General features: G+C 45.5%; 19 protein-coding genes. 17 read left to right on the forward strand and 2 right to left on the reverse strand.

The window, feature by feature from the left end; genetic code table 11:
• Positions 1-66: 66 nt before the first annotated feature.
• The 5 genes from ACZ43M_RS06990 to narI all read left to right on the forward strand — a co-directional run bounded on the left by ACZ43M_RS06990 (position 67) and on the right by narI (position 8,053).
• Entirely contained in the window at positions 67-1,323 is a 1,257-nt protein-coding gene (locus ACZ43M_RS06990) for an ATP-binding protein (protein WP_464506690.1), read from the forward strand.
• A gap of 126 nt (positions 1,324-1,449) precedes the next feature.
• Positions 1,450-5,139: a nitrate reductase subunit alpha gene (locus ACZ43M_RS06995; protein WP_464506691.1), complete on the forward strand. Its 3,690-nt coding sequence runs from the start codon at positions 1,450-1,452 to the stop codon at positions 5,137-5,139.
• Positions 5,129-6,700: a nitrate reductase subunit beta gene (gene narH / locus ACZ43M_RS07000; RefSeq protein ID WP_464506692.1), complete on the forward strand. Its 1,572-nt coding sequence runs from the start codon at positions 5,129-5,131 to the stop codon at positions 6,698-6,700. The genes ACZ43M_RS06995 and narH overlap by 11 nt, the downstream gene beginning before the upstream one ends.
• Positions 6,657-7,223, forward strand: coding sequence for a nitrate reductase molybdenum cofactor assembly chaperone (narJ, locus tag ACZ43M_RS07005; protein ID WP_464506693.1), 567 nt, complete (start codon positions 6,657-6,659; stop codon positions 7,221-7,223). The genes narH and narJ overlap by 44 nt, the downstream gene beginning before the upstream one ends.
• A 107-nt stretch (positions 7,224-7,330) precedes the next feature.
• Positions 7,331-8,053: a respiratory nitrate reductase subunit gamma gene (narI, locus tag ACZ43M_RS07010; protein ID WP_464506694.1), complete on the forward strand. Its 723-nt coding sequence runs from the start codon at positions 7,331-7,333 to the stop codon at positions 8,051-8,053.
• 944 nt (positions 8,054-8,997) lie between these two features.
• Here narI and ACZ43M_RS07015 read toward each other — a convergent pair.
• Both ACZ43M_RS07015 and ACZ43M_RS07020 read right to left on the reverse strand, forming a co-directional pair.
• A complete protein-coding gene (locus ACZ43M_RS07015) occupies positions 8,998-9,423 on the reverse strand; it encodes a hemerythrin domain-containing protein (RefSeq protein ID WP_464506695.1) in 426 nt (141 codons plus the stop codon).
• A gap of 68 nt (positions 9,424-9,491) precedes the next feature.
• Positions 9,492-10,979, reverse strand: coding sequence for a nitrate/nitrite transporter (locus ACZ43M_RS07020; RefSeq protein WP_464506696.1), 1,488 nt, complete (start codon positions 10,977-10,979; stop codon positions 9,492-9,494).
• Between the two features lie 144 nt (positions 10,980-11,123).
• Here ACZ43M_RS07020 and ACZ43M_RS07025 point away from each other — a divergent pair, with 144 nt between their 5' ends.
• The 12 genes from ACZ43M_RS07025 (at position 11,124) to ACZ43M_RS07080 (ending at position 23,172) form a co-directional block, all read left to right on the forward strand.
• Entirely contained in the window at positions 11,124-11,801 is a 678-nt protein-coding gene (locus ACZ43M_RS07025; RefSeq protein ID WP_464506697.1) for a hypothetical protein, read from the forward strand.
• A gap of 1 nt (position 11,802) precedes the next feature.
• Positions 11,803-12,537 carry a hypothetical protein gene (locus tag ACZ43M_RS07030; protein ID WP_464506698.1) on the forward strand — a complete coding sequence of 245 codons (735 nt, stop codon included), beginning with the start codon at positions 11,803-11,805 and terminating at the stop codon, positions 12,535-12,537.
• Between the two features lie 177 nt (positions 12,538-12,714).
• Positions 12,715-13,569: an SAM hydrolase/SAM-dependent halogenase family protein gene (locus tag ACZ43M_RS07035; RefSeq protein ID WP_464506699.1), complete on the forward strand. Its 855-nt coding sequence runs from the start codon at positions 12,715-12,717 to the stop codon at positions 13,567-13,569.
• A gap of 16 nt (positions 13,570-13,585) precedes the next feature.
• Complete coding sequence (locus ACZ43M_RS07040; RefSeq protein WP_464506700.1) at positions 13,586-14,155, forward strand: ECF-type riboflavin transporter substrate-binding protein; 570 nt, start codon at positions 13,586-13,588, stop codon at positions 14,153-14,155.
• 61 nt (positions 14,156-14,216) lie between these two features.
• The gene (locus ACZ43M_RS07045) at positions 14,217-15,929 is read left to right on the forward strand and encodes an ABC transporter ATP-binding protein (protein ID WP_464506701.1); all 1,713 of its coding nucleotides are present in this window, start codon (positions 14,217-14,219) and stop codon (positions 15,927-15,929) included.
• Positions 15,920-16,750, forward strand: coding sequence for an energy-coupling factor transporter transmembrane component T family protein (locus tag ACZ43M_RS07050; protein ID WP_464506702.1), 831 nt, complete (start codon positions 15,920-15,922; stop codon positions 16,748-16,750). The genes ACZ43M_RS07045 and ACZ43M_RS07050 overlap by 10 nt, the downstream gene beginning before the upstream one ends.
• A gap of 263 nt (positions 16,751-17,013) precedes the next feature.
• Positions 17,014-17,247 (forward strand): histidine kinase dimerization/phospho-acceptor domain-containing protein, encoded by a 234-nt coding sequence (locus ACZ43M_RS07055; protein ID WP_464506703.1) that lies wholly within the window; start codon positions 17,014-17,016, stop codon positions 17,245-17,247.
• Between the two features lie 43 nt (positions 17,248-17,290).
• The gene (locus ACZ43M_RS07060) at positions 17,291-18,571 is read left to right on the forward strand and encodes an ATP-binding protein (RefSeq protein ID WP_464506704.1); all 1,281 of its coding nucleotides are present in this window, start codon (positions 17,291-17,293) and stop codon (positions 18,569-18,571) included.
• A gap of 195 nt (positions 18,572-18,766) precedes the next feature.
• Positions 18,767-20,317: an NAD(P)H-hydrate dehydratase gene (locus ACZ43M_RS07065; RefSeq protein ID WP_464506705.1), complete on the forward strand. Its 1,551-nt coding sequence runs from the start codon at positions 18,767-18,769 to the stop codon at positions 20,315-20,317.
• A 62-nt stretch (positions 20,318-20,379) separates the two neighbouring features.
• A complete protein-coding gene (gene glsA, locus ACZ43M_RS07070) occupies positions 20,380-21,309 on the forward strand; it encodes a glutaminase A (RefSeq protein ID WP_464506706.1) in 930 nt (309 codons plus the stop codon).
• 127 nt (positions 21,310-21,436) lie between these two features.
• Positions 21,437-22,225 carry an arginase family protein gene (locus ACZ43M_RS07075; protein WP_464506707.1) on the forward strand — a complete coding sequence of 263 codons (789 nt, stop codon included), beginning with the start codon at positions 21,437-21,439 and terminating at the stop codon, positions 22,223-22,225.
• A 44-nt stretch (positions 22,226-22,269) separates the two neighbouring features.
• The gene (locus tag ACZ43M_RS07080) at positions 22,270-23,172 is read left to right on the forward strand and encodes a Gfo/Idh/MocA family protein (RefSeq protein WP_464506708.1); all 903 of its coding nucleotides are present in this window, start codon (positions 22,270-22,272) and stop codon (positions 23,170-23,172) included.
• Positions 23,173-23,177 lie beyond the last annotated feature (5 nt).

The raw sequence follows: 23,177 nt of genomic DNA on the forward strand, positions 1-23,177 counted from the left end.
TGGGAAATTCCAAAAAACAGCAAGGGGAATATTAGAATAGAAGGCACTGGCCTTCGGGGAGTTTATATGTCAATTGATGTCAAAGTGATTCTTTACCAGGTTTTAATCGTGCTCTTTCCCATTTTGGTTTATCATTTATTTTTTCATGAAAAAAACAGCGACCGTAGAAAACCTTACTCCAAACTAACCTTCATCATGGTAATCATCCTTGTGCTTTCCATGTCGTTTCCGATTCAATTTTCTGATGGCTACATATACGATTTTCGTATTATTCCGTTTATCATTTCATTTGTTTATGGGGGAACCATCCCCGGGTTAATCACCGGAGTGGTATTGCTGGCTTACCGGTTTATCATCGGCGGAGACGGATTTTATGTGGTGCTTGTAAATTATAGTTTCACATGTATGGTTCTAATATTTATGGGGGAAAAGATACATTCCTTCCAGAAAAAAGGCAAGCTCATTTTTGTCAGTGTTGTCTTTTGGATCAACACGCTTATTGTCTTGCTAACCTTGTTATGCCAGAATGAAGTACAGCAAATCTATTTTATGATTGTTTTTTATACCATTACCTGGATTTGTTTGCTAATGGTGGTGTTTGTGATAGAAAACGTCATTCAGCAAGTGGAAATTCGTGAACAATTGCATAAGGACGAACGCTTGAACGTCGTCAGCCAGCTTGCGGCATCCGTAGCCCATGAAGTGAGGAATCCGTTAACGTCGGTGCGCGGTTTTTTGCAATTATTGTCTGATGACGAAAATCTGAAGCAAGCGCAGAAATCGTATATTGACATTGCTTTAAATGAGTTGGGCCATGCTCAGGCCATCATCAATGATTATTTGTCCTTGGCGCGTCCCAATACCGAAGAGCTTTCGGTAATCGATTTGTCCGAAGAAATCAGAAAAACGATTGCCCTGATGACCTCATTCTCCAATATCCAGAACATTCCGATTGGGACAAGGATTCAAGATGCTCTTTTTATAAGAGGCAACAAGGGAGAAATGAAGCAGGTTTTGGTCAATATTATTAAGAATGGGATTGAGGCGATGACGACGGGCGGCACGCTATCCATCCATGCTTTTGAAAAAAATGGTGTTGTTTTCATCGAAATCACCGATACGGGAAAAGGTATGACCAAGGCGCAGCTTAAAAAGTTGGGTACACCTTTTTATACGACGAAAGAAAAGGGAACCGGTGTCGGACTGACGATTTCATTCCAGCTTGTTCAGGCGATGAAGGGCAGGATTGAGGTTCAAAGCGAACCAGGAAAAGGGACGACTTTTACCATTCAATTTCCTGGCATAAAAGAAAATTTGCAGTAGCAGAGTCTTTCTAATCTTAGAAAGGCTCTTTTTTTATTAGATGTTTTTTCCAGTCTATCTACATATTAAAAGGTTGATTAGGAGATATGTAAAGATAGGAAATCTATGATGAAAGGAGCAGAAAACATGCGTAAAAAAGTATCGCCGCTTTTGAAGAAGCTGACCTATTTTGGCCGAACTCATGAAATCGCTGAAAACAGTACGCTTCAGGAGGCTGACCGCGAATCAGAGAAGTATTATCGCGAACGATGGCAGCATGATAAAATAGTCCGCACGACTCACGGAGTCAACTGCACGGGTTCCTGCAGCTGGAAGGTTCATGTGAAAGATGGAATTATCACTTGGGAAACGCAGCAAACAGATTATCCCACCACTGGGCCAGACATGCCAGAATATGAACCAAGAGGATGCCAGCGGGGAGCCTCGTTTTCCTGGTATACATATAGTCCAATCCGGGTTAAGCACCCGTATGTCCGGAGCGAGCTGCTGCGGTTATGGCAGGATGCGCGTGGAAGCTTTGATGATCCGGTTGAAGCCTGGAAGTCTATTGCCGATGACCCTGAGAAAAGAAAATTGTACAAAACGGCCCGCGGCAAGGGGGGGTTCGTGCGTTCATCTTGGGATGATCTCTATGAATTAATCTGCGCGCAAATGATTCATACATTACAAGAGTATGGACCTGACCGAATCGTCGGTTTTTCCCCAATTCCGGCGATGTCAATGGTCAGCTATGCGAGCGGGGCGAGATTTATTACGATGATTGGCGGAACCTTGCTCAGTTTCTACGATTGGTATGCCGACCTGCCGCCGTCTTCGCCGCAGGTATGGGGCGAACAGACAGATGTTCCGGAAACATCGGATTGGTACAACTCTACTTATCTGCTTGTCTGGGGTTCCAACGTACCGCAGACGAGGACACCTGATGCCCATTTTATGGTTGAGTCCCGGTATAACGGGACAAAGGTTGTCTGCGTCAGCCCGGATTATGCGGATTTCGTCAAGTTTGCCGATAACTGGCTGCCGGTACAGGCCGGGATGGACGGGGCGCTCGGAATGGGTATGACTCATGTGATTTTAAAAGAATTCTATGTTGACCGGCAGGTTCCTTTTTTCGAAGATTACGTCAAGCAATATACCGACCTTCCTTATTTAATCACCTTGAAAAAAGAGGGAGAAGAATATGTTGCTGGCCGATTCCTGCGGGCTAGTGATATAGGAATGCAAAGTGCACAAGCCGATTGGAAGACGATAGTTCTCGATAAAAAGTCTGGAAAGTTTGCCGCACCAAATGGCAGCATGGGGCACCGCTGGGAAAACATGGGGGAATGGAATCTCGAGATGAGAGATTCCGATAATGGGTTGCCCGATCTGGACCCAGTACTTTCGTTACTAGGCATGGAAGATGAGACAGGGATATTAAAACTGCCCTATTTCGGTGCTGAGCAAAATGAGATTCTTAAGCGTGGTATCCCGATTAAAAAAATTCAGCAAAACGGCGAAACCATCTATGTCACGACTGTATTTGACACACTGATGGCACAGGCAGGCGTAAAGCGCGGCAGCTTGCCTGGTGATTACCCGGCCGATTATGATGACCCGAAACCGCACACGCCGGCATGGCAGGAGGCCATCAGTGGGATTGACCGCCAGCTTTGTGCGCAAATTGCCAGGGAGTTCGCCCAAAACGCGATTGATTCCGGCGGACGTTCGATGATTATCATGGGTGCAGGAATTAATCACTGGTACAACTCGGATGCGATTTACCGGACGATTTTAAATTTGGTACTGCTGTGCGGCTGTGAAGGTGTTAACGGCGGCGGCTGGGCCCACTATGTCGGTCAGGAAAAAGTCCGGCCGCTTGAGGGCTTTCAGACGGTTGCGATGGCCCGGGATTGGGGTGGACCGCCGAGAACGCAGAACGGGACATCATTTTTCTACTTTGTTACTGAGCAGTGGCGCTATGATGACCAGCTTCCTGAGGCGCATCTATCACCGCTTTACAATAAGCCTCGCTGTAAAACGATGGCTGATTACAATGCGCTTGCGGTCAGGCTTGGCTGGGTAGCTTCCTATCCGCAATTTAATACGAATACTCTTAAACTCTATGAACAGGCGAATGCCTCGAAGCCGGAAGATGTCGCGAAATATGTAGCTGACCAAGTGAAAAAGGGTCAGTTGAAGTTTTCAGTAGAAGAACCGAGCAACCCAGTCAACTTCCCGCGGACGATGTTTGTTTGGCGGGCCAATCTCATCGGCAGTTCCTCAAAGGGGCACGAATATTTCTTAAAATATATGCTTGGCACCCATTCTGGTGTGCTGGCCGAACCGTATAAGGACCTCGGCACAACCGATGTGGACGAAAAGGCTCCGATACCGGAGGAAGGCAAGCTGGACCTGTTGATTGACGTTGATTTCCGGATGACAAGTACCGGATTGTATGCGGACATCATTCTTCCAGCGGCCACCTGGTACGAAAAATATGACATCTCGAGCACGGATACTCATCCGTTTATTCATCCGTTTAACCCGGCGATTACCCCGCCATGGGAAGCACGGACAGACTGGGATAATTTTAAAAAATTAGCGCAAACCTTTTCAGAAATGGCAAAAAAGTACTTCCCTAACCCAGTGAAGGATGTTGTCACGACCGCATTGCTGCATGATTCGCCAGATGAGATCTCACAAAAGTTCGGCCAAGTGCCAGATTGGAAGCAGGACGGAACTGACCCTGTTCCGGGACAAAACTTCCCGCGGGTGCACGTGGTGGAACGTGATTTTACTAAGGTATTTGACAAGTATGTCGCGCTCGGGACCTTTGTCAACGATAAAATTGGCGCTAAGGGATTAGTCTGGGACGTGCAGGAAGAGTACGACGAGCTAAAGGATATACTTGGAATCGCGAGGGATTCCGACACGTACAGTGATTGCCCGGATCTATCATTTGACCGGAATGTCGCCGAGGCGATTTTGACATTATCGAGTACAACGAACGGATCGGTTAACCAAAAAGCTTGGGTTGATTTAGAGAAGAAAACAGGACAAAAGCTAAAACATTTAGCGATTGAACGGGCCGAAGAGCATATCTCCTTTGATGAAATTTCTGCTCAGCCGCGAAAGGTGATCACCTCACCAGTTTACAGCGGAATTGAAACAGGTAACAGGCGCTATGCACCGTTTGTGATTAATCGGGAGCATCTGGTTCCATTCCGAACACTGACGGGAAGGCAGAGTTTCTATCTCGACCATGAAATGATGTTTGAATATGGCGAGGCCCTCCCGGTGTTTAAGGGCCCGATTAAACGGCTGGCTTTTTACGATAAGGACTGGAAGCCGGAGAGCACCAACCAGGAAATTCGCTTGCGTTATTTAACGCCGCACTATAAATGGTCATATCACAGTACATATTGGGATAACCTGCTCATGCTGACTTTATTCCGCGGCGGACCACATATTTGGATGAATCTAGAGGATGCCAAATCCGTTGGTATTGACGATAATGACTGGCTTGAGCTGTATAACCGGAACGGAGTCGTCGTGGCCCGTGCCGTTGTCAGCCACCGGATTCCAAGAGGGATTACCTATATGTATCACGTTCAAGAACGAACAATTAACGTACCGGGATCAACGATTACGAAGGACCGCGGTGGTACCTTCAACAGCCCGACCTGTTTGACGATGAAGCCAACCCATTTAATCGGCGGCTACGCGCAGCTAAGCTACGGCTTCAATTATTACGGACCGACTGGTAATCAGCGCGATGAACAAGTCATGGTTCGCAGATTGGATAGAAGTGAGGTGGATTGGCTTGAAGATTAAAGCACAGTTTGGCATGGTGATGAATCTTGATAAGTGTATCGGCTGTCACACATGCAGCGTCACCTGTAATAATACTTGGACAAACAGACCCGGAGCCGAGTATATGTGGTGGAACAATGTTGAGACAAAGCCGGGTGTAGGCTACCCTCAGGAATGGGAGAATCAAGATACCCATAAAGGCGGCTGGGAACTGCGGAATGGAAAAGTTGAGCTGAAAGCCGGAGGCCGTCTCAGCAAATTGTTGAATATTTTTTACAATCCAAACATGACTGGCATTGATGATTATTACGAGCCATGGACCTATAATTACGACCATCTTATTAAGAGTCCCCGTAAAGAACATCAGCCAGTCGCCCGGCCGAAGTCGCTGTTGACGGGTGATTTCATTGATTTGAAGTGGGGGCCGAACTGGGAGGATGACCTTGCCGGGGTATATGAAACCGGAAAGCGCGACCCGAACATGAACCAGGTCGATGCCCAGGTAATCAGCGATTTCGATCAGGCATTCATGATGTATTTGCCGCGGATTTGTGAGCACTGCATCAATCCGTCGTGTGTTTCCTCCTGTCCGTCGGGAGCGATTTACAAGCGGGATGAAGACGGAATTGTTTTGGTAGACCAGGACGCGTGCCGAAGCTGGCGCTTTTGCACAACGGGGTGCCCGTATAAAAAGACTTATTTTAACTGGAAAACAAACAAGGCGGAAAAGTGCACGTTCTGCTTCCCGAGGATTGAGAACGGACAGCCAACCGTTTGCTCGGAAACCTGTGTCGGGCGGCTTCGGTATATTGGGATTGTGTTATACGATGCTGACAAGGTCACAGCCGCAGCCTCTGTTCCGGATGATAAAGATTTGTATGAAGCACAGCTAGGTGTCTTTTTGGATCCGAACGATCCAGAGGTGATTAAGGAGGCCCGTGCACAAGGCATTCCGGAAGACTGGCTGGAAGCAGCTAAGAAATCACCGGTTTATAAGCTAGCGGTTCAGCACAAGGTGGCACTGCCGCTGCATCCGGAATACCGAACTATGCCAATGGTGTGGTATATTCCGCCGCTATCGCCGATTATTAACCAATTTGGTGGACAAATTGATCATCTTGATCCGAATGTGGTTTTTCCAACGATTGACCAATTCCGGATTCCGATTCAATACTTGGCCAATCTGCTGACTGCCGGTGACACGGAAGTCATCAAACGCGTGCTGCGCAAGATGGTGGCCATGAGAACGTATATGAGAAGCCATAATTTGAAAAAGCCATTTGATGATCAAGTGCTGGCTGCGGCCGGGCTGGATCAGGAAAGTGCGATTGAATTGTACGAGCTGTCGGCAATCGCAAAATACAATGACCGTTACGTGATTCCGAAGTCACACCGCGAAAATGCTGGAGATATGTATGCCGCCCAAGGCTCTACCGGCTATGATTTTATGGAAAGCTGCGACGGCTGCAGCGTCAGTGAGGCAGCAGGCGGCGATGAAGGTCTGTTTGCGTTCAGTGAACAGTATTGGAGGGATTTTAGTGGAGTTTTCGATGACGTGGGCGGAAAAACAGTTGATTTTTAAACTTTGTTCGATCATGCTCCGCTATCCTGACCGAGCCTGGGTTCATAATGAGGAAATATTGGAGTTAGTGGAGCAGCTTGAGGACGGGAAAATGAGGCGGGCCTTGCTGGGTTTCTTAGATTATGTGCAGGAAACGAGCTGGGAAAGCCTTACGGAAAACTATGTCAGATGGTTTGATTTGAGTGAATCGACAACGTTGTATTTGACGTATGGCATTTTTGGCGACAATCGCGAGCGCGGCCCGGCCTTCGTTCAATTAAAAATGGAATTTGCCAAGGCAGGATTTTATTTAACCGAGAATGAACTGCCTGATTATTTGCCGCTCGTGTTGGAGTTCGCCTCGATTGCTGAACCGAAACATGTCCAGAAGGTATTGGGGATTCATGGGAAGGCGATTGCGAAACTTCATGAAACACTGCAGGGGGAGCAAAACCCTTATGCTACAGTAGTGGAGGCTGTTTTGGCGGCAATGGCAAAGTTGATGCCGGAGCGGGAACAAAATGTTAATCATAATGCCAGTTAATTTTTGAGGTCGAATTGGTGGTGCTGCGGGTTTTTGTATACGTTGATGGTGGTTGAGAAACAGTCGCAGCACGAGTGCCAGTTCATCTTTGGCGGAGGGATACCAGAATGTTAACGTTAAATTATGTAGATTATTTTCTATGGGTGGTCGTCCCCTATTTATCCTTAACGATTTTTGTATTGGGTCACATTTATCGTTATAACACTGACCAATTTGGCTGGGGGGCCAAGTCCAGCGAATTTCTTCATAAGGACAATTTATTAAAGTGGGGCAGCATCCTGTTCCATTATGGAATTGTGTTTGTTTTTTTCGGGCATGTCGCAGGGGTGTTGATTCCAAAAGGGGTATTTGACTTCTTCGGCATTACGGAGCATATGTACCACTTCGGGGCGTTCTGGTTCGGTGGGCTCGCCGGAGTGGCAACCGTCATCGGCGGCTTCCTGTTAACGGCGCGGAGGTTGACAAATAAGCGGGTGTCACGTAACGGCAGGGCAATTGATTTGATTACACTGTTATGGCTCGGAGTTGTTATTGTGGTTGGGTTCACCAACACGGTCGGATATACCGCTTCGGGCGGCGAATTTGATTACCGTGAAACGATCGGGCCATGGTTTCGCGGGGTGTTAACGTTCAGGCCATTTCCGGAGCTGATGGCGTTCGCCCCGATTGGATTCAAGCTTCATGTATTTACAGCGTTTTTGCTGTTTGCCCTATGGCCGTTTACAAGGCTCGTTCATGTCTGGAGCCTGCCACTGGAATACTTGGGACGAAAGTATGTCGTGTATCGAAAAATGAATCCTCGAAAAGCGGCATTGGAGCGGAAGAATTGATTAATGGATGTGTGGCACGTAGAAGTGTGTGGTTCTACGTGCCTGTTTTGTGTGTGAGGATGTGAATTTGGTCACGTAGAAAGGTTCTACGTGACCATTTTGTGTGTGAGGATGCGAATTTGGTCACGTAGGAAGGTTCTACGTGACCATTTCGCGTGTGAGAAAGCGAATCTGGTCACGTAGAGAGGTTCTACGTGCCCATTTTGTGTGTGAGGATGCGAATTTGGTCACGTAGGAAGGTTCTACGTGACCATTTCGCGTGTGAGAAAGCGAATCTGGTCACGTAGAGAGGTTCTACGTGCCCATTTTGCGTGTGAGGATGCGAATTTGGTCACGTAGAAAGGTTCTACGTGACCATTTCGCGTGTGAGAAAGCGAATCTGGTCACGTAGAGAGGTTCTACGTGCCCATTTTGCGTGTGAAAATGAAAATTTGGTCACGTAGAAAGGTTCTACGTGCCCATTTTGCGTGTGAGGATGAAATTTTGGTCACGTAGAGAGGTTCTACGTGCCCATTTTGCGTGTGAGGATGAAATTTTGGTCAGGTAGAGAGGTTCTACGTGCCCATTTTGCGTGTGAAAATGAAAATTTGGTCACGTAGAAAGGTTCTACGTGCCCATTTTGCGTGTGAGGATGAAATTTTGGTCACGTAGAGAGGTTCTACGTGCCCATTTTGCGTGTGAGGATGAAATTTTGGTCAGGTAGAGAGGTTCTACGTGCCCATTTTGCGTGTGAAAATGAAAATTTGGTCACGTAGAAAGGTTCTACGTGCCCATTTTGTATGTGCGGATGCGAATTTGGTCACGTAGAGAGGTTCTACGTGCCCATTTTGTGTGTGCGGATGCGAATTTGGTCACGTAGAGAGGTTCTACAGTGAACAGCCGAATTTTGACGTGAGCCGCAAAGCCCAAATTAAAAAGAACCCCACTAATTAAAAAGGGTTCCTTTACTCTTCCAACAAATACTTTTCCTCTTCATGATTATGAATCTCCGCCAGCACACCAATTGCCTTAAAACGGTCAATCACACCCTCGGTGATCCCTTCCGAATCCATCAACCCCTTAATCTCCCTGACAATAATCCGAAACAGTTCATGATCTCGTTTCAATCCTACCACCGCGTCGGTCAAATCCGGATTCTGCTCAACTTTTTCCTGATAAAAGTTCTCCTCTTCCGAATCCGCATGTGCAACCAGCCGCTTCTCCCAATGGTCGACAAGAGCTTCCGCAGCAATCCGTGTGTTTCGTTCCTGATGCTCCGCTTTTTCCTGGCGAACTTTCAGCAGCAGGTCAAGCAGTTCTCTGCCTTCCGACACAACTCCATCATGAATCGAGCGGTGGGCATCCAACTTATATAAAGAAGGTCCTGACATTGTAAAAATCTCCTTTTTCAAATACTATCCTTCATTATAAGCATGATTGCCCGCCAGTAAACCCGCCATTATTTCAACTCATTGAACATCCCCACATAATTCAACGGGGTGCCATTTTCGTCTTTAATTGAACTAATGGTCAGTAACTCTAAATAAACCTGGCCATTTTTCTTCTTGTTCCAAATTTCGCCCTGCCAATGCCCGCTTTTATTGATTTCATCCCACATATTATCGTAGAAGGCCTTATCATGCTTACCGGAACGGAGCACGCCCGGTGTTTTCCCGACCACCTCGTCCTCTGCAAATCCGGTTACGGCAGTAAATGCCGGGTTCACCCGCTGGATGACGCCATTTAAATCGGTAATCATGATACCTTCCATTGTATGTTCAATCACCCGGTCAGAAACCGTCAGTTTATCATGGAAATAAAGCCCCGTTACAATCAGCCCGGCGGCGAGCGAAAATTCGGACAGTGCCATGAATCCGATCGCATAATGCCCGGTCCAGTTAAACAAGATCGTTAATACAATCGGCGGGAAGAAACCGCCGAGACCGCCCATCGCCGCGACAATCCCGTTGACAATCCCAGCTTGTTTTGAAAAATAAAGCGGTACGAGTTTAAACACAGTACCATTGCCGACGCCAGCGGAAATGGCGACTAAAATGCAGCCCACTGTATAAATAGGAAGTGATGGTGTAAACGACAATAGGAATCCAGCAAAGGTGATACAGTTAAACACTATAATTAAGATGATATAGGAATTAAATTTATCCGCCAGCCAGCCGCCAATCGGACGGAAGACGGTCGCAACTGCAATAAAGCCTGCGGTCCTAAAACCTGCATCCACTTTTGTCAAATGAAAGTGATTAACAAGGAACGACGGCAAATAAACGGTAAACGCCACAAACGAACCGAAGGTAATAAAATAAAATAAACATAAAAACCAAAGCTTGTAGCTTTTGTAAACACCCTTAATTTGCTCGGTAAGCGAGGAATTTACTTTTGGTTCTTTACGGTCTCCAAAAATAAAGGTCAGAATCGCAAATACTGCCACTAAAATGATGTATAACTGGACCGTCCTTCTCCAGCCAATACTATTGGCCAAAATTGGCGCTGAAAACGAAGTAAACGCGGTACCAATATTCCCCGCTCCGTAAATACCGTTGACAAAACCGTGCCGTTCTTTCGGATAATATTTCGGCACCGAGGTTACCCCGATGGAGAATACTGCCCCGCCGACACCAAGCGCGAGTCCGCCAATAATTAAATCTGCGAACGAGTTGGCAATGCTTATATAGAAAATAGGCAATATCAAAAACAGTAATCCAATTGTAAACATCCATCTGGCGCCGAATTTGTTTGTCCAATAGCCAATCGGCACCCGCAAAATGGAGCCGAGAATAACCGGGACGGCCGTCACGATGGATAGCTGGCCCGGTGTTAGTTTGATATCAGTTTGGATAAAAGAAATTAGCGACGAAATGATTACCCAGACCATGAATCCGATAATTAAGTTAATCGTTTGCAGTAACAGCTGCATATTGCCTTTGGCCATTGAAATTTCACCTCAAAACATAGTATCAACAAATAGTTTTTACAAAAAGCCCAATTATAACCTTGATATATATAAATTGGAAAATAGGTCTGGTCGACTCTGGTAAAATGTATTAATGTTAATGATAAAAAGTGGTGATGTTCATTGGGGATCATCGGAATACTGTTTGAGGTAATTGGCTGGGGAGCTGTCGGTTTCATAGCTTATAGGTACTATAAAAAACAAGAAACTAAACCAAAGATTTGGAAGATTATTGCCCTTATTTTTATTGGATTATTTTCTTTTTCAATCAATTGGCCCTTATTTGATAACCTTATTCGAATTTCAATTTTACCGCTCGGTGTATGGATTTTGTATTTTTTAAAAGGGAATCGGGGAAACTGGCCTACATATAGGCAATACGCATGGCTCGGTTTTTTTGCTAATTTTATATTTTTGGCCACCGCGTTGCTTAGCATTTTGGTGAATCAGGCTGTGTATCCAATAGATAAACCGCAAACCTATCTAGCAAATGTTGAGGATGCATCGATTATCAACATCCACCCCGCGGGCAAAACCGCTGCCAGCTTAAATAAGGATATTTTAAAAAAGGACATTGCTCATATGACCGAGGAACAGATTCAGGGCCAAGGTTGGTATGAACAATCTGAGACTAGCGAAGTGTTTCCCTATCAGTTGATTGGTGCCCAGCCCATGTTTGGCAGCAATCTTCAGGCAGCTGTTATTTATGTAGAAAATGATGGCAAAGGTCTGCTAATCCAAACGCCAAAGAAACATTATTATTTTCGCTCCGCTGAATCCTTTCTAAAGGAGGGAAATTAATATGAAAAAATTCATTCTTGGTGGTTTGGCGGTTGTCATTGTGCTGTCGGCGGCATTGAGTTATTGGTTTTATTTTTCAAAACCTGAGGATTATCCAAAAGATAAACAACTGCTGGAGGAGATCAATACCGTTTTTCCGGAAGTGGCCGCTGAAACTATTCAGGATAAAATTAACATTGATGAACGACATAAACTTGTACCCTTTATTACGAAAGCGAACACTTACGGCTTAAGCTATTGGGTTTGGACGAAACACAAATGGAGACCCGCTAGTATCGATAATGTCGGCGAGCCGCGAATTTGGAAGATTAAGAGTAAGGATGCTTCTTCCTATCAAATTGTTTGGAATATCCATCCTGATGATAAGGTAAGTATCATGAAGTTTTACATGCTAAAGGCTCGACAGTATCTGTTTCAAAATGGCGAAAACTTTTACTTTCCAAGAATTCAATTGGAGAAAGTTGTTTCCCTGCAACATCAATCATATGGTGTCATGAAGCTTCCGAGTGAGTGGACGTCAGTAGTTGATTCCCTTGGAAAAACACAGGCGGGGAATCAGTGGGGCTTAGGGTTCAATAACGAGTTTCCTGCTAGGAGTTTGTCCTTTGGCTGGACACCGTATAACGACGCTAATGAGGAAACATTCCCTAAGAAATCTGTTAATGGCAATTCTTTTTCAGATGGTGATGAATTCATTGATATTGTCCCTTTTGTAAATAAATCAGACCTTGAGTAATGGGGAAATAGTTTATGATTGAAACAGCTTTGGCTTTCCTGTATGATTATGATAACTATTTTTTCAGAATATTAACGATACGTTCTTATCGCCTTGATAAGGCGTGTTTTTTTAGCAAATAAAAAAATATACTAGTTTCATGGTTTGCACATAAAATATGGAAAAGGGTGGAATGAAATGAGTGAAGCATTGGTATTGCAATCGGACTTTGGCATTAGTGATGGGGCGGTTAGTGCGATGTATGGGGTTGCCTATTCTGTTAGCCGCAATATCCGGATATTTGATTTAACCCATGATATTCCCCCGTACAACATTTGGGAGGCATCCTATCGGCTATTGCAAACGATTGCGTATTGGCCAAGTGGGACGGTGTTTGTGTCTGTTGTCGATCCGGGTGTAGGTTCACAGCGGCGCAGTATTGTGGTAAAAACCGTTGATGAGAAATATATTATTACACCGGATAACGGCACATTGACCCATATCAAACACTTTACCGGGATTGCAGAGGCGAGGGTTTTGGATGAAACCGCTAACCGGCTGCCGAACTCCGGTGAGTCGTATACGTTCCATGGCCGGGATATTTATGCGTATACAGGCGCGCGCCTAGCGTCAGGTGTGATTTCGTTTGAAGAGGTTGGGCCTCAGGTGAAGGCAGAATCGGTGATTGAGCTGCCGTTGCCCCATGCCTACCTAACGGATAAAAAAGTCACTGGAATTATTGAAGTTCTGGATGTTCGGTTTGGGAATTTGTGGACTAATATACCTCGTAATCTATTAAAAGAGGCCGACATCCATTATGGGGATCGATTGAAGGTGACGATTGGCAACGGCACCCGTCAAGTGTATGAAAACATCATGACCTTTGGCCGTTCGTTTGCTGATAGTTTGGTAGGAGAGCCGCTTGTTTATGTGAATTCGTTAGACAATCTCGGTGTGGCGATTAACCAAGGGTCATTTGCCAGTGCCTATCATATCGGGTCCGGGGTTAATTGGACAATGACGTTGAAAAAGGCTGAGAAACAATTTTATTAAGGAGAGTGAAGTGTGAATGGGTGAAAGTAAATTATCAACGAAAACGATTGTGGCGATAGGGATCGGAACTGCCGTATTCGTGATTTTGGGTCGGTTTGTTTCCATTCCGACTGGAATTCCGAATACGACGATTGAAACCTCGTATGCGTTTCTGGCGCTAATGGCAGTAATCTTTGGGCCAATTGCCGGCGGCTTGATTGGGTTAATCGGCCATGCATTAAAGGATGCGATTTTCTATGGCTCGCCGTGGTGGAGCTGGGTGGTTGTTTCTGCCTTCGTCGGACTGTTAATCGGAGCAGCTGCTCGAAAAATCAACATTGAAGACGGCGAATTTGGCGCAAAACAGATGGTATCGTTTAACATTGCTCAGGTGATTATTCAGGCAATTGGCTGGATTTTAATTGCCCCGACACTTGATATTTTAATATACGCCGAGCCGGCCAATAAAGTATTTATTCAAGGCGTCGTGGCCGGTGTTTCCAATATGGTAACCGTTGGGGTGATCGGCACGTTATTATTGGCTGCCTATGCCAAAACACGAAGCAAGACCGGTAGTTTGGAAAAAGACGAGAGTATTCAAAAATAGTGATAAACAATGGTCTGTCCGTTCGCGGCCAGGCCTTGTTTTTTCGAGGAGAAACAGTTAGATGAAAAAACCAATTATTGAGTTTGCGCATTTCGGCTTCAAATACCGTAGCCAGGCTAAACCCACTTTAGATGAAATTAACTTGACCATTTATGAGGGGGAAAAGGTTTTGATTGTCGGGCCGTCGGGTTCGGGGAAAAGTACCATTGGCCATTGCTTGAATGGGTTGGTGCCGTTTTCGTATCGCGGCGAGATTACCGGAAGTCTAAAAATTAACGGGAAGGAAACGAAGCAGGAGAGTATTTTTTCCATGTCCAAAATGGTCGGGACGGTATTGCAAGACCCGGACGGCCAATTTATTGGTCTAACGGTTGCTGAGGATATAGCTTTTTCCTTGGAGAACGACTGTATGCCGCAGTATGAAATGAGGGGGAAAGTTCAGGGGATTGCGGAGCTTGTTGGGATGGAGGAGCACCTTGGTCATTCTTTGCATCATCTATCCGGCGGCCAGAAGCAAAAAGTGGCGCTCGGCGGGGTGATGGTGGATGATGTCGACATTCTTCTGTTTGATGAGCCGCTGGCGAACCTTGATCCCGCCTCCGGTAAATACGCGATTGAGTTAATTGACCAAATACATAGGGACTTTAACAAGACAGTGATTATCATTGAGCATCGGCTCGAGGATGTGCTGCAGCGTCCTGTTGACCGAATTATCGTGGTGTACGACGGCCGTATTGTTGCGAACCAGCATCCATCACAGCTGCTCGCGGCGGATGTGCTGGGAGAATGTGATGTGCGGGAGCCGTTATATGTACGGGCTTTAAAATATGCCGGCTGTACGGCTACACCGGAAATGAAGCTAGAGCACATCGAGAGTTTGGATATTGAGCCTTTTAAAGACAAGCTGGTGGAGTGGTTCCAGGCTGGGGAACCGGCTGTACCGGGAACAGTGGGGGCACCAATTTTACAATTGGAGAATATCCAGTTTAGCTACCAATCTGATCGAAGAATCCTTGACGATGTTTCTTTTTCCATTGGAAAAGGGGAGATGGTCAGCATTGTTGGCAGGAACGGGGCTGGGAAATCGACGCTGACAAAGCTGATTTGCGGATTTGAAGTGCCCGACTCTGGAAGGATTCTCATCGAGGGCCGTGATGTAGCGGGGGATACAATCAAAGAACGTTCTTTGAAGGTTGGCTTGGTGATGCAAAACCCAAACCATATGATATCCAAGCATCTAATTTTTGATGAAGTCGCGCTTGGGCTGGTTGTAAGGGGTGTGCCGGAAGCGGAGATAAAAAGGCGTGTGGAGGAGACATTGGAAATTTGCGGTTTGCTGCCGTATCGGAAGTGGCCGATTTCCGCTTTGAGCTTTGGGCAAAAGAAGCGAGTGAGTATTGCCTCGATTTTAGTGCTGGAGCCTAGAATACTGATTCTGGATGAACCCACTGCTGGTCAGGATTTTCGCCGCTATACCGAAATCATGGAGTTTTTGCGGGAGCTGAATCGGCATGGGATTACCATTTTACTAATCACCCATGATATGCACTTGATGCTGGAATATACGGAGCGTGCGATTGTTTTGGGTGATGGCAGGGTGATTGGTGATGATACTTCGATTAATGTGCTGGCAGACCCCGGTGTGGTTGGGCAGGCAAACCTGAAGGAAACGTCGTTATTTGCACTTGCGGACATGGCTGGCATTTCACAATCCCAGGAGTTCGTCCTGCGGTTTATTGCGCATGACAGGAGGGTGGGGCGGCAATGGCAGTAGACATGCTTTCTTATATTGATCGGCGTTCTCCTATTCATCTATTGACCGGTGCGACAAAGCTGCTTTGTTTTATCATGTGGTCGTTTGCCGTGATGCTTACCTATGATACACGGATTCTCTTATTATTATTTATTGTTAGTATCGTCGTTTTTATCGTCTCAAAAATTAGACTGGCCGAGATTGGCTTTGTCCTAGCGTTTATACTGGTGTTTTTGCTGATTAATAACGTGGCCATTTATATTTTCTCCCCGCAGGAGGGTGTGAATATTTATGGCTCTCAGCAGGTAATAGTCGAATTCGGCGGGCGGTATAACTTAACGCTGGAGCAATTATTCTATCAGTTTAATGTTACCTTGAAGTATTTCACGGTGATTCCGGCAGCGCTGCTATTTATCGTAACGACCCACCCGTCAGAATTTGCTTCATCGTTAAATAAATTGGGAGTCAGTTACCGGATTGCCTTTTCCGTCGCGATTGCCCTCCGCTATATTCCTGACATTCAACGGGATTATCGCAACATCGCCCTGTCGCAGCAAGCAAGGGGCCTCGATATGTCACGGAAAGAAAAACTGTCCAAACGGATTAAAAACGCCGTTTCAATCATCTTGCCATTAATCCTGTCAAGCCTAGACCGCATTGAAACCATCAGCAACGTCATGGAACTCCGCGGCTTCGGCAAAAACAAACAACGCACCTGGTACAGCGCCCGCCCCTTCAAAATCGGCGACTATATCGCACTAGCGCTAATCGCGGGACTGTTAGTGCTATCTCTGGCCGTAACCTACTACGACGGCAACCGGTTCTACAACCCATTCACGTAGGGAATAGTAGTATTGGTGTCAGGCACCAGCCGTGGACATTTGTCCGCGAGGGGTGGACAACTATTGGTCCTTCTGTTAGAAGGGCCTGTTTTTATGGGTAAAGTGTAAAAAAAATGGTTCTTTAGCACTATGTTCGGGGGAGAATATTCCATAGTTTATAGTATATACATGTCATAATTTTCTAGTAAAATATATTTAGTTAGTAGAAATATTCGAAATATTAGTAACTGATGGTATAAATGTTTGAAAGGAGTTTTTATATAATGAAAACGGGCGAAGGGACACTCAGTGAATTGGGAAGTCACCATCATGTGAGCCAATTAGCCTCTATCGGGCAAATTGCGGCGGGGATTGCCCATGAAGTAAGGAACCCATTAACAGCAGTAAAAGGGTTTTTGCAACTTCTACAACAAGATCAAAGGGTGGAATATATTGACATTGCTCATTCAGAGTTGGATAATGCACTGAAGACACTAAACAACCTTCTCAAAGCCTGATTTGGAGGATGAAGAATATCAAAGTATATATTTATCAGTAGAAATGGAATCAATCATTAATTTGTTTCAGGATAAAATGTACCAAATAGATGTGATCACCGATTTTAAGGATACAGATTCAGCCATTTACGGTCGAAAAAATCAGTTTAAGAAAGCGTTCTTTAATTTGATAAAAAACGCCATAGAGGCAATGAAGGGCACGGGGACACTCACACTGACACATCGTGTGATTGGTCATGAGGTAATTGTTACAATAAAGGATACAGGAGTGGGGATTCCGGAGGAGAAGCTTTCCCTTTTAGGTACACCTTTTTTTACAACAAAGGACGACGGGACTGGAATGGGGCTTGCTCAGGTTTTTTCGGTTATTTACCAACACGGCGGGAATATCATCGTTGAGAGTAAGGAAAGTCAGGGGACGGTATTTACTATTAAAATACCGCAGCACCACAATAAAACACAACGTGGAGTGAGGAAATTGGATATCCTTTATGAAGAAACCTATAGTATTAAAGACTTCTTCTTGGAAAATCAGAAATTATTTGAAGATCGATTGCTAACAGAGGCTACTAATGTTAGAGACAAAATCGAAGAGATACATAATATTGGAAATATTAATCTATTAAGCAATGCCCATAAGCTTGTATTATACGTAGTAGAGGGCAGGGAGCATGAGTTAATTTCGTTTGCAAAGCAGGAAGGCCGGGCTTGGGCAACCCATTCCTTGACTCTTGCCTTCAAGCTGGAGTGGATCCAGGCAATAAGAAGGACGCTTTGGGATTTCTTATACAACTTTGACACCTTAACGAATGTGGAAAGTGACCGAGCTGACTTTTTCACCATGGAAAAAAGTATTAATGAATTGATTGATCAATTTTTCACCTATTTCTTTATCAGCTATAATAAATATAAGGATGAGCAATTGGATAAGCAGAGACTGCTCGTTGAAAACTTGTCTGTTCCGATTATCCCGATTAATACTAATATTTGTATCCTGCCGCTAATCGGGGCAATTGATGAAATTCGGGTTACTACGATTCAGGACAAAGTGTTTGCTGAGGTTGAGAATCGGCAGATCCAAACGTTAATTATTGACCTTTCTGGTGTTGCTTCTATGGGACAGAGCGCAGCACATAGTTTTATAAAAACTATTGATGGCTTATCGATGATGGGTTGTTCCACAATCCTGACTGGCATGCGTTCAGAGATCGTCAAGCACATGATTTCTTTGGGGATCCCTTTATACAAAAAAGCTGCCTTTAAAGGGACTCTGCAGCTTGCATTAAATGATGTAATCTTTCAGACAGAATCACTTGAATCATAATAAAGAAGGGGTGGCCTTGCATTGGCCACCCCTTTGTTCCATTAATGGGTAATTGGTGTCAGGCACCATCCGTGGACATTTGTCCGTGCGGGGTGGACAACTCTGAACTTCATCCTTCGTTCACTTCATTATGTGCGGTAGGGGGTTGGTTTCTTATATAATGAGGGAAAAGGGTTGTCTGAGGAGGGATTGGCTGTGTTTGTTGCGGGGCAGAGGGAAATGCAGTTGATGGACAGGTATATGATGGAACGGCTTGGGCTGCCGGGTGTAGTGTTGATGGAGAATGCGGGGGCAAGGGTGGTTGAGGAGATTCTTGCATGTTTTCCATCCAGTAAGGCGCGGGTTCTTGTTCTTGCTGGCGGCGGGAATAATGGCGGCGATGGGTTTGTGATTGCCCGCCGGCTGATTGACTTGGGAATCGAGGCGCAGGTATGTTTGCTTGCTGACCCTGTTCGAATCAGCGGGGATGCTAAGGTCCATTACCATGTGTACAGTAATCGAGAGCTGCCAATCTATTATTTGCATGAAGTTTCTCCGGTAAAATTGAAAGCAAAACTGGAGTGGGCTGATGTTATTGTTGATGCGATATTGGGTACAGGGGTTAACGGTCCTGTCAGGGATCCGCTGGGCGAAGTGATTACGCTAGTAAACCAATATAAAGGGAATAAATTGATCCTATCTGTAGACATCCCTTCCGGTATAAGCAGTGATACGGGGAGAGTAGATGGAGTCGCCATCAAGGCAGACAAAACGGTCACCTTTGTTTTTCCGAAAAAAGGGTTCTTTCTTAACCAAGGTCCTCATTACATCGGAGAGTGGAAGGCAGTTGATATTTCAGTTCCCCCTTCGATTGCTAAGGAACTAGGGCTCCACATGCCCAAATTGATTACCGAAGATCTTGTGGTAAATTCGATTCCCAAAAGGCCGGCAACCGGCCACAAAGGGACATTCGGTCATGTCCTTGTCCTTGGCGGTTCCCGGCCATATGTTGGCGCACCGATTTATAGTGCAAAAGCAGCGCTTCATTCCGGAGCAGGATTGGTCACGTTGGCTGTTCCTGAAAGCCTTTATCCAATGGCGGCGGCTCAATGTTCCGAGGCGTTATTACTACCGTTACCGGAGGGAAATGGCCATTTTGCCGCAAGGGGTATCCACGAGCTTGCACCTGTGCTGCAGCAATTTGATTGTGTCGCAATTGGACCGGGAATGGGCAGGTTTCCAAAGGGAGAAGAGTGGCTCAAATCATTGCTTCACGTATTAACTGGACAGCCGCTTATCGTAGATGCCGATGGTCTATATTTGCTTCGCAACAACTTAGACCAAGTGAGAAATTACCATGGGCCAATTATTTTTACTCCACACCCTGGTGAGATGGCTAGGTTGGCGGGGAAATCAGTTCAAGAAGTGGAAGCAGACCGCTTGGAAATGGCGACAACCTTTGCAAAGGCGAATAACATATTTTTGTTGTTAAAAGGTCATCGCACTGTTATTGCTGCCCCAACTGGTGAGGTATACATCAACCCTTACGGCCATGATGCCCTGGGCAAAGGAGGAAGCGGCGATGTGCTGACGGGTCTTATCGCCTCCTTCTTGGCTCAGGGAGCTTCGCCGATTGCTGCAGCTATTTCGGCCAGCTATCTCCACGCCCGTGCAGGGGAAGAAAAGGCTAAAACCTTATCAAACTACGGTGTTATGCCTATGGATATTATTGATGGAGTAAAAGAACTATTGAGGGATTCCTTCTGAATGAAGGGCTTCTTTTTTCATAAAAACTTCTATCTTACCTCATACTACTATGGGTGATGTTTATGGGATGTCAATCAAATGATGAATTAAAGGCGTTTGTTGATGAAGCACGAAAAGTAACAAAGGACGGGAAGGTTGCCGATTACATACCTGCCCTGGGAAAGGCGGATCCTCAGGAATTGTCGATTGCCGTTTACTATCCGGACGGGCAGTGCTTTTCTGCAGGGGATGTTCAAACCAAGATCACGCTTCAAAGCATTTCTAAGGTAATCAGCCTCGCCCTTGTCTTAATGGACAGAGGCAGGGATACTGTGTTTAAGCGGGTAGGAATGGAGCCGACCGGAGACCCATTTAACTCGATTGCAAAATTGGAAACGATGGCGCCAGCCAAACCGTTAAACCCAATGATTAATGCGGGGGCGCTGGTCGTGACCCATATGATTAAAGGCAACTCGGTAAATGAACGATTTCTACGGCTGGCTGAATTTGTCCGGGAGATGGCCGGTGATTCTGCCATCAGTTTCTGTGAAGAAGTGGCCCGTTCCGAATTCGAGACGGCCAACCTAAATCGCTCTTTATGTTATTTTTTAAAGCAGCATCATATCATTGAAGAAGACGTGGAGGAGCTGCTGGATTTATATACGAAGCAGTGTGCGATTGAAATGGATTGTCTCGGGCTGGCACGGATTGGCCTGGTATTTGCCATGAATGGCAAGGATCCGCAAACTGGAAGGCAAATCATGCCGGTTGAGATTGCCCGGATTTGCAAGACGTTTATGGTGACATGCGGGATGTATAACGCTTCTGGAGAAATTGCCATCAAGGTTGGTATCCCGGCAAAAAGCGGTGTGTCTGGCGGTATCATGGGGGCAGTACCGGGAAAGGCTGGCATCGGCATTTTTGGCCCGGCGCTGGACGAGAAAGGAAACAGCATTGCCGGCATCAAGCTGCTCGAACTCCTTTCGAAGCAGTACAACTTAAACATGTTTTAACAGGGCAGCCATAGGTAAATGGGCTGCTTCTTTCTTTTTTAAAAGGACAAAGATGATATAATAAAACTATAAAACTATATTTCTAATAACCTTATTTTTCAAAAAAATAACAGGGAGATGAGGAATCATGGGGTTATTAAGAAAAGAAATCTCTATTCTGCATTTTGATGAACAGTACTCTACACAAAGGAACCTGCTCCTGACTCAGCATGAAGATCTAGATTTTCGAAACATTAACCACGTGAACCTTTATTGCGAAGAAACATCGCTCCGCCAAATCGCAAATGGTCTGGAAAAACGAAGCCAAAAAGGCATCACCTTTATTGGCAGCGGGAACTACCACTATGTTTCCTTTCTGCTGCTAAAGGAATTGACAAAGCCCTTTACCCTTGTACTATTTGATAACCATCCCGACCTCGGTTCGGCACAACTTCAAGATGAACCATTGCTCTCGTGCGGCTCATGGGTGTCCTATGCCCTGAAAGAATTACCGTTATTACGGCAAGTTGTCATCATCGGTCCCACTACCTTCATAGATCATTACCCAACCAGCCCTCGTGTGGTCATCTTTCCCTTTGATGGCAGACACCAATACTCGATTAAATCCATTCTTTCAGCCATTCATACGGAACATGTTTATATTAGCATTGATAAAGACGTCATAAGCCCAAGTGAAGTCAGTACCAACTGGGACCAGGGCATAATGACGATTAAAACCCTGACACATTTTTTGCAAGCTATTTTTAAACAAAAGCAGGTGGAGGGAATCGATATTTGCGGTGAAGCCCAAGTATCGCCTGTAAACGCGTTTCTTCCAGACTATCAAACGATAATTTCAAAAAATGAGCAAGCAAACCTGAAAATTGTACAAACTTGTCTGGATGCCGCTTATCAACAGACTCAAGGTGCATCATAATGGTAAAATAAACATATTAAAAAGGAAAGAGGAGATGTGCCATTATGAAATTTGGAGTTATCGGGCTTGGTGATATTGCTCAGAAGGCCTATTTGCCGGTGTACAGCGCCATCAAGGATGTGGAATTTCATTTTTATACAAGAAATCAGGATAAGCTGAGGGGCATCGCTAATCAGTATCGGTTTGCGCATATGCATGAAAGCCTTGAGGCCCTAATCGACAGCGGCATCAATGGAGCTTTCGTTCATTCTTCAACATCTTCCCATGAGGAGATTGTACAGCTGCTGTTAAATAACAATATTCACGTATTTGTGGACAAGCCGATTACAGATAATTACGAGGGAGCCAAACGGCTTGTGGAAATGGCGGAAGAAAAAGGGCTTACCTTGATGGCCGGTTTTAATCGAAGATATGCGCCATCTTATAACAAGTTGAAAGAAGTTGGAAACCCTAATCTAGTATTGGTTCAGAAAAACCGTCACAACCTGCCAGGCGAGCCTAGAACGTTTATTTTTGATGATTTTATCCATGTGGTGGATACGATGCGCTATTTATTCCCGCATCCGGTGCATCAGTTACTTGTAAATGGTAGAAAGGAAGACGGCTTGCTATACCATGTCGTAGTTCAATTTCTATCAGTAACCGGCGAGACGGCCATTGGCATCATGAACCGGGACAATGGAACGAATGAAGAAATTGCTCAGGTTATGGGGCCGCTAGAGAAACGCACTGTTCACAATGTCTCGGAATTAGTAATCTCAAAGGGGATGGAGACATTTGAGGCCCGGGGGAATGATTGGGAGCCAACTTTGTCTAAGCGCGGGTTCGAGGGAATGGTCACAGACTTTATTCAGGCGGTACAGACCAATTCCAAGCCGGCCATCACGGCAGAGGATGCACTTAAAACCCATGAAATTTGCGAAAAAATCCTGGACGCACTTGAATAAAATTT

The sequence above is a fragment of the Neobacillus sp. B24 genome (assembly GCF_055381825.1).

What these genes read in the sequence shown, in the direction of transcription:
- ACZ43M_RS07075 (WP_464506707.1), top strand. Translation starts at nt 21,437, where the DNA reads ATGGGGTTATTAAGAAAAGAAATCTCTATTCTGCATTTTGATGAACAG.
- ACZ43M_RS07035 (WP_464506699.1), top strand. Translation starts at nt 12,715, where the DNA reads ATGAGTGAAGCATTGGTATTGCAATCGGACTTTGGCATTAGTGATGGG.
- glsA (WP_464506706.1), top strand. Translation starts at nt 20,380, where the DNA reads ATGGGATGTCAATCAAATGATGAATTAAAGGCGTTTGTTGATGAAGCA.
- ACZ43M_RS07055 (WP_464506703.1), top strand. Translation starts at nt 17,014, where the DNA reads ATGAAAACGGGCGAAGGGACACTCAGTGAATTGGGAAGTCACCATCAT.
- ACZ43M_RS07045 (WP_464506701.1), top strand. Translation starts at nt 14,217, where the DNA reads ATGAAAAAACCAATTATTGAGTTTGCGCATTTCGGCTTCAAATACCGT.
- ACZ43M_RS07040 (WP_464506700.1), top strand. Translation starts at nt 13,586, where the DNA reads ATGGGTGAAAGTAAATTATCAACGAAAACGATTGTGGCGATAGGGATC.
- ACZ43M_RS07080 (WP_464506708.1), top strand. Translation starts at nt 22,270, where the DNA reads ATGAAATTTGGAGTTATCGGGCTTGGTGATATTGCTCAGAAGGCCTAT.
- ACZ43M_RS07020 (WP_464506696.1), bottom strand. Translation starts at nt 10,979, where the DNA reads ATGGCCAAAGGCAATATGCAGCTGTTACTGCAAACGATTAACTTAATT.
- ACZ43M_RS07050 (WP_464506702.1), top strand. Translation starts at nt 15,920, where the DNA reads ATGGCAGTAGACATGCTTTCTTATATTGATCGGCGTTCTCCTATTCAT.
- narI (WP_464506694.1), top strand. Translation starts at nt 7,331, where the DNA reads ATGTTAACGTTAAATTATGTAGATTATTTTCTATGGGTGGTCGTCCCC.
- ACZ43M_RS06990 (WP_464506690.1), top strand. Translation starts at nt 67, where the DNA reads ATGTCAATTGATGTCAAAGTGATTCTTTACCAGGTTTTAATCGTGCTC.
- ACZ43M_RS06995 (WP_464506691.1), top strand. Translation starts at nt 1,450, where the DNA reads ATGCGTAAAAAAGTATCGCCGCTTTTGAAGAAGCTGACCTATTTTGGC.
- ACZ43M_RS07030 (WP_464506698.1), top strand. Translation starts at nt 11,803, where the DNA reads ATGAAAAAATTCATTCTTGGTGGTTTGGCGGTTGTCATTGTGCTGTCG.
- ACZ43M_RS07060 (WP_464506704.1), top strand. Translation starts at nt 17,291, where the DNA reads ATGGAATCAATCATTAATTTGTTTCAGGATAAAATGTACCAAATAGAT.
- ACZ43M_RS07015 (WP_464506695.1), bottom strand. Translation starts at nt 9,423, where the DNA reads ATGTCAGGACCTTCTTTATATAAGTTGGATGCCCACCGCTCGATTCAT.